The sequence below is a fragment of the Bifidobacterium sp. LH_417 genome (assembly GCF_056357035.1).
The window spans coordinates 46,517-53,176 of the sequence record NZ_JBKEVI010000017.1 but is presented as its reverse complement, the minus strand read 5'-3'; the positions used below and the strand labels follow the sequence as shown (position 1 = coordinate 53,176).

The window sequence follows — 6,660 nt, the reverse complement described above, 5'->3', positions numbered from 1 at the left end:
CCTACGGCTTCCACCACGTGAACAACCTCATCGCCCTGATCATGCTCCGATGCGGAGGACTCGACATACACCTACCCCAACCAAGAACCTAACCCACGAAAACAGCAGAAGCCTCAAAGATTGAGCGGAATGCGCTTTTCCCGGACGATCTGCCTGTAGAACGCACGGGTGACCGCAGACAGGTCAAAACCAAAGTCTTCGGCGATGGTCGCGGCTTTCTGCTTGGTGTCCGCGTCCACGCGGACGGTGACCGATGCCATGTTCATCATAGCCCTCCAATCAATACGTTGTAAGACAATAGTATATAAATGTATGCTCATAGTCAACGGAAACGGAGTTGCTAGGTCATGCAATCGTGAAGATCATCAAGATCGGCTGGTTTGTCTTAAGCGTGCTCGGCGTGCGGCTTGAAGTCTTGCGCATTGCGCCCGACTCAACGGATCGTATGCTTAAAGGAAATCTGTCGTCTTTGGATGACAGCATGCTGTATTGTGCACGGTCACGGCTGAATCGTGACAAAATGAGAGAGACGACGTACGCGGGTCCGAGTTCAAGGAGGAACGATCATGGCCTTCGACTTCATGCGATTCCCCGAGAGCGGCGATGTGAGCGCGGGTGAAATGCGACTGCGTTTTTTCGCGGCTGCAGGCACCTTGGCGTTGTATTCCGTGGTGATTGCCGTCTGCAACCTCATCCGCTACGGATGGGATCTCGAACAGCTCTGGAACTTCGGGCCGCCGACGATACTGTATATACTGGGCGCCATTGTGCTCGTCGCGGGAGGATTCTCGTGTCATGACGCGACGCCCGAAGGTTCGGGGGAGAGCGTTCGCAGCGACCGTACGTCTGCGGATCGATCCGAATCCATTGCCGCTCAGGTCCTGTTCGTCGTCTGCGTCAATCTCTGGGCGAACATGTTCGTCATCGCTTCGGTGTTCGATTTCAAACCGTTGCGATATGTGGCATGCGGCCTGGCATTGGCCAGCTTGCTGCAGTTGGTGATTTCAGCCGCCGTCAAAGCCTGTCTCCGCAAACGGACGCAACGCGCACGTCCCGCATGAACCGCTTATGCTTACAGTCAACGAAACTGGATTTGAACTCGACCGCATCGTCAAGCGGCATGAGGGGAATGCTGGGAGCGATAAACGCTGAGTTTTCTCGCGTGCAATCGGTGCCAAGCGTTATGCTGTCTTCAACAGCAGCCTTCCACGCCTCCTTACAGTGCGCAACCCGGAGGGCTCTTTTCATTTTCCGGGAGGTGGCGGTGAAGCCGGCGAAGACCCTTGACGAGATGATCAGACTCATGGAGTCACGCGGACTAACCATACCGGATTATGCCGCAACGGCGGCGCATACTCGTATATGGACATCGATTCGTATGAGCCGGTCGTCAACCGCAGAGGCGTCGAACTAAGGTCATCGTTGGCGGCGAACATCCGCAAGTGGATGGACATGTCCAACGAGGTGTGCATCCGCCATTACCGCAGGACCGGCGAGCCGGTGCCGGTATGGGCGGCCGTGGAGACCATGCCGTTCGACACCGTGTCGCGCATGCTCGGCCTGCACAAGGACACGTCGGCGCTCAAGGAACTGTGCCGGTCGCTGGGAGTCCGCACCAATCTGCGCACCGCGTCCGAGATCATCCACGCGATGGTCTATCTGCGCAACCTGTGCTCCCACCACAGTCGCCTGTGGCATCGCGAGATGGTGATCGTGCCGCCCGTCACCCGCGACATGCGCCGACGATACCCGGACTTTGGCTACGAGCAGCGGTCGGTCGCGCAGGCATTGATCGCGTTGATGTATCTCGCGGATGAGATCAACGGCGACGACTCATACTCAAACGAACTCACCGGCTCCCTCTCCGAACACCACGAATACGCCGACGGCATACGCCATCCACTGCACTGGGAATAAACGCGGTTGCCAGCGCAATGTCCCATACCATTGCACAGCAGTGTCTGTATCGCAAAGGGCCTTGGAATCACTGGATTCCAAGGCCCTCGACACTACCCGACGATTACTTCTTAGATGTTGGGGAGAACTTGAATTCGACCGCATCATCAAACGGTATGAGCGAATACGGAGATGATCAACGACTGTTTCTCATCAAGAGGCGAGGTTCTCTGGGCTATCGTTTCACGAAAAGGAAAATCCCCGGGGTTTCATGATGTTTCACATGAGTGACGTTCCGGGGCATTCGTTAGTACTATAGCCACCATGAGCTTGGAAAGTCAACCCGTCGCGTTTGCCGATCTGCAACACTGGTTCTCGGAAGAACGTATGAGCACCTATGCGCGCTCGGCACGGCATACCGGCTGTGATGCAATCGACCTGTATGTATGGAATGGGCGGATCTCCAAGGCAATGCTCGAAGACATCGCACACGTGGAGGTGTTGCTGCGTAACTTCATGTCCATCCGTCTATCCAAGGACTGCGGCCATGACGACTGGTACAAGGACAATGCGAAGTTCCATTTCAGCTCATCCAAGACAAAACGCTTCGAAAACTCAGTAGTGGAGATCGAACGGCAAATACGATATGCCGGCAAGCCGGTGACACCCGGTCGCGTGATCGCCGATATGTCGCTCGGCTCATGGTGCTTCCTGCTCTCATCCAGACTGGAACAGACCGTATGGAAGGCATTGCGTGATCCGGCGAATGGCGGCATGCCGAATTATCCGTCTCGCAGGCGCGGCGTGTTCGAAACCCACGTCAAAATGATGCGTGACCTGCGCAACCGCCTGTCCCATCAAGAGCACATCGTGCTCGACGACCTCGCGGATGAGATTCATTATCTAGATGAGCAGTGCGCCAATCTCGACTGGATCGCCCGTGTCATCGATCCGAGGGCGGCTGATTGGATCCGTGGTCAATCACGGGTGCCCAAGTTGCGTGCCTTGCGCCCGATGTCCGTCATCGGTTCTGGTGAAAGCGTAGCCGTTCACGATCATTCCCGCGCCGCTGGCGATGGATGCGATATTAGGCATGAGCCACCTCGACCTTCCTGATCGGCCGGAGGAAACGGTCGGCGTCGATGTATCGTTCCAGCGAGTACGGCGCCCGGAAACGGATGCGGGCCTTCCCATACGCAAACACGGTAAAGCCGTTCTCCGCGCTCAGGTAGGCGGTCCCACCGGTCCGCCGCGAAGTGGCCTGTGTCGTTCCCAAACTCCGCTCCTTTCAGCTACGGTCACCGTTGCGTTCTGATTCGGTTATAGAAGGATGATGAGGCACCTCGATACGAGGGTGCCCAGACGCAACCGGATGAATGGGAGTGCATGCCGCGCCAAGTTAACGGGCCTGCGGAGCATTGCTTCAGCGAGTGGAGGCTGCGCCTGCGTTGGCCAATCGCAGTATCGTCGCGGTGTACCCCGTAAGCAGGAAAACGAATAGCCATCCGAATAGCACTAGCGGGCTTGGCAAGAACGTCATGCGACCGTCCGTCAATGCTTGGATCGCCGTCGAGTATGACAGCAAGTCAGCAATCGGGACGAGTGGAATGATGAATGGTTTGAGCAAGATGGGTGTCAGGAAATAGACGGATAGTCCGAGCAGCACGTTTCCGGCGATCAACGACAACGACAGTACGGCAATTCCATTCATTGCCGCCGATGCCGCGTATCGGAAGGTGAGGCCGGGACCGCCTCCGTTACCGTAAATGAGCATGTTCGCGGCTGTGTCCGTCACGGCCACAAACAGGACGACGGCGAGGATGATGATGGTCTTCGACGTCACGAGGGCGACTGCCATCCGGTGTCGGGAGCCGGCGATGATCGCCGCCATCGTGGATTCCCCCGAACCGAGTTCGATATTCGCCAGTACCGCGGCGACGATCACCGTCGCCTGCGAGGCGAACGTCATGCTGCTTGCGGCGTTCAATGGGTTGGTTCCTGAGACATCCAGACTGATCGGCATCACCGCGACCGTGTACACAAGAGCCACCCAGCATACGGCCAGTATGCACGCGGCCTGCAGGATGCGTGCCGTAACGTCCTTGTACAGCAGGGCGATGACCATGTGGGATTCCCTTCTCATGCTACCGGTTCCCGGAAGAGCCGAACACGTACAATCGCCGCACCGCACAGCGTCGCGACGAGCCAGCCTGCCATGACGATCACGGAAACGGACACGGGGATGTCTCCGGTCTCGGCAACACGTCCGAACGCGAAGCTCTTGCCGCCGATCATCGGCAGCAGCACGTCCGCGTGGACCACCTTCAGCACACCGGACAGCGAGGCGACGAGCAGCAGGAGTATGACGGCCAGCGCCGGCACGTCCCGTTTCGTGGCCATGGCCGCGATGTAGCCGACCAGTCCCATGACCACGGCGAACATCATGACCCTCAATGGGGTCGTGATGACGGTCGTGGTGAGGAACATGGGCCGCAGGGCGGGATGCAACGTCGCGACGAGTATCGCCGCGTTCAACAGTGACGACAGCAGCGAGACGCCGGCGCAGTAGATCACGGTCGCGCACACGTCCCCGATCGCGAACGGCCAGGGACGGTTGACCAGCAGTCGCAGTTGGCGTTCGTCGCCCGAGCGGAATCCGGCCGCGACGTCCAACGCCACGATGATCGGGATGAGGATGATCGATGTCTGGTAGGGCGATGCGAGCACGGCATCGGACACGATATGCGCCGGATCCGGGTCCAGGGAATCAGCCGATCGTATGACGCCGTCCGCGGTGACGGACACCGTCGAGGAGATCGTCTGCACGTCCAATACCGCGAACAACGCGGTGAGTGCCAGCACGGCGAACACCGACCAATGGAATTGCCGGTTCGCGCAGTACCGCACCAGCTGGCTGGATAGGTGGCGGGGCAAGGCGTTCGTTTTCATACCGGTCACTTCCGCACCACTTCGAAGTACGCCTGTTCCAGGCTGCCGTAGTCGTCGAGGAGCGTGTCGATGTTGTCGTCGAGGACCTTCCGTCCGTTCGACAGTCCCACGACGTGATCGGCCGCCAGTTCGAGCTCGGCCATGTAATGGCTGGACACGAGGACGGTCCTATGGCCAGAGGTGTAGTCCCTGATGAAGTCGCGCACCCATTTGATGCCTTCCGGGTCGAGGCCGTTCAACGGCTCGTCCAGAATGAGGTACGGGGCGTCGGTCAGTATCGCGGCGGCGATGCCCAGTCGTTGCCTCATCCCAAGCGAATAGGTCCTGTACATCCGGTTGCGTGCCTCGTACAGGCCCACGAGCCGCAGGCATTCATCGCACCGGGAGAACGGGATGCCGGCCCCCAGCGCGATCCAACGCAGGTGATTGAGTCCCGTCCGCGACGGATACGGCGCCAGTCCGTCGATGAACGAGCCGACGACCGTAAAACTTGAACCCGGTCAATCAGTCCGCTTTCAGTAGGTGTTCGTTGCGGATGACGGGTGCGTTTTCGACGGCGGGCCGTAGCGCGTCGAGCTGGTCGGCGAGCTTCGCCTCGTCGACCACGGGCAGGTCGAGCAATGCGCGGGCCGCGGTGTGCAGGTACGCGTTCAGCGCTTCGATGCGGCCGTCCTCAAGCGGATAGGTGGGATCGTTCTCCAAGGTGACGTCCAACGCACGGCGCAGCATCTCATGCTGATTGGCGCCCATGATGACCGCGCACTGGTCGAGGAACGTCATGCGCGAATTCGACGGCTGACGCTCGCGCAGCACCTTCGGCGTCCACGCGCCATGCTCCCAGTCGGCGCGCATGTCGTTCTTGAACAGCGACATGTTGTGATCGAACAACGGCGCCGGGCCGAGTATGCGGCCGGTACGGTTGTCGCGCAGGAACCCGTGGTTGTTCGCATGACGGTCCTGATTGACGATGAGCGCGTCGAACACGAGCATCGTACGCATCGCCTCGAACTCTTCAGCCGACACCATACGCGCGGCCGCGAGGATCTCCGGGAACGACGCCAGCTGGGTGGCCGCATAGAACGGCACGAACGACACGTCCTTCGAATTCATCGACGCGCACACCGAGGCCAGCTTGCCCTTCCACCGCGCGATACGGTAGTCGACCGCACGCACGCCCAGCTTGCGCGCCAATTGCGAGGCCAGATACTCGGAATACGGTTCCAGCCCGGCGTTCGCATACCCTTCCGAACCGGCCTTCCACAGTTCCAATCCATGTTCCGTATGCCGCCATGCCTTCGGGAACTGGCCGTCCGTCGTCCACTCGCTCGACAGGCCGATCGCATGCTTCTCACTCGAGGTATATCCGGTATAGGCGACGATGGCGAGCGTCTCGTCCAACGGATTGTCATACAGGTTGATGTCCGCGAACCTCAGATCTTCACCGTCCCGCTCCGCCCAGAACGAATCGTTGACCGACAGGCCCTTGCACAGGTCGATGATACCCAGCGTGTCCGCGACGTTCAGCCCGGCCTGCGCAAGGATCTGCGCGGCGAACTCGCGGTTCTTCGGAATCGTGCGCCGCTCCAGCCACGTCGTGAGCCTTGCATCATCCGGCTCCGGAGCCAACGGGAACGGCAGCAGCGTGCGCTTCGACTCATCGAACCAGCGGACATGCGCCTCGACCTTTCCGGCCAGCAACCCCTCGCCATACGCGGCATCGAACCCGAGCAGCGGCATGTCATAGAGACGCAACACATACCCCGTCATATCCGAACGCCTCCAATCACACCAAGCAAAAACAGATCACGCCACGCC

Annotated in this window: 7 protein-coding genes and 3 pseudogenes; 3 read left to right on the top strand and 7 right to left on the bottom strand. The window is 59.5% G+C overall.

The genetic code is table 11. The features are described 5' to 3' along the window. Positions 1-116: 116 nt before the first annotated feature. Positions 117-266 (bottom strand): annotated as a pseudogene (locus tag AC1AYR_RS09520) (type II toxin-antitoxin system RelB/DinJ family antitoxin); the annotation flags it as partial. Positions 267-566: 300 nt separating this feature from the next. Here AC1AYR_RS09520 and AC1AYR_RS09515 point away from each other — a divergent pair. The 3 genes and pseudogenes from AC1AYR_RS09515 to AC1AYR_RS09505 form a co-directional block, all read left to right on the top strand. Then, positions 567-1,061, top strand: coding sequence for a hypothetical protein (locus tag AC1AYR_RS09515; RefSeq protein WP_476512382.1), 495 nt, complete (start codon positions 567-569; stop codon positions 1,059-1,061). Between the two features lie 280 nt (positions 1,062-1,341). After that, a pseudogene (locus tag AC1AYR_RS09510) lies at positions 1,342-1,917 on the top strand (Abi family protein); the annotation flags it as partial. Positions 1,918-2,220: 303 nt separating this feature from the next. Continuing rightward, positions 2,221-2,751, top strand: a pseudogene (locus tag AC1AYR_RS09505) (Abi family protein); the annotation flags it as partial. 126 nt (positions 2,752-2,877) lie between these two features. On the opposite strand, the gene AC1AYR_RS09500 reads toward AC1AYR_RS09505, so the two are convergent. The 6 genes from AC1AYR_RS09500 to AC1AYR_RS09475 all read right to left on the bottom strand — a co-directional run bounded on the left by AC1AYR_RS09500 (position 2,878) and on the right by AC1AYR_RS09475 (position 6,600). After that, a complete protein-coding gene (locus AC1AYR_RS09500; RefSeq protein ID WP_476555168.1) occupies positions 2,878-2,955 on the bottom strand; it encodes a hypothetical protein in 78 nt (25 codons plus the stop codon). A 28-nt stretch (positions 2,956-2,983) separates the two neighbouring features. Continuing rightward, positions 2,984-3,172 carry a DUF7724 family protein gene (locus tag AC1AYR_RS09495; RefSeq protein WP_476512383.1) on the bottom strand — a complete coding sequence of 63 codons (189 nt, stop codon included), beginning with the start codon at positions 3,170-3,172 and terminating at the stop codon, positions 2,984-2,986. Positions 3,173-3,319: 147 nt separating this feature from the next. Continuing rightward, positions 3,320-4,021 (bottom strand): hypothetical protein, encoded by a 702-nt coding sequence (locus AC1AYR_RS09490; protein WP_476512384.1) that lies wholly within the window; start codon positions 4,019-4,021, stop codon positions 3,320-3,322. 14 nt (positions 4,022-4,035) lie between these two features. Continuing rightward, positions 4,036-4,845, bottom strand: a complete 810-nt coding sequence (locus AC1AYR_RS09485) for a hypothetical protein (RefSeq protein WP_476512385.1) — start codon at positions 4,843-4,845, stop codon at positions 4,036-4,038. A gap of 5 nt (positions 4,846-4,850) precedes the next feature. Continuing rightward, on the bottom strand, positions 4,851-5,240 hold the full coding sequence (locus AC1AYR_RS09480) for an ATP-binding cassette domain-containing protein (RefSeq protein ID WP_476555167.1): 390 nt from the start codon (positions 5,238-5,240) through the stop codon (positions 4,851-4,853). Between the two features lie 109 nt (positions 5,241-5,349). Then, positions 5,350-6,600 carry a HipA family kinase gene (locus tag AC1AYR_RS09475; RefSeq protein ID WP_476555165.1) on the bottom strand — a complete coding sequence of 417 codons (1,251 nt, stop codon included), beginning with the start codon at positions 6,598-6,600 and terminating at the stop codon, positions 5,350-5,352. Positions 6,601-6,660: the final 60 nt, after the last annotated feature.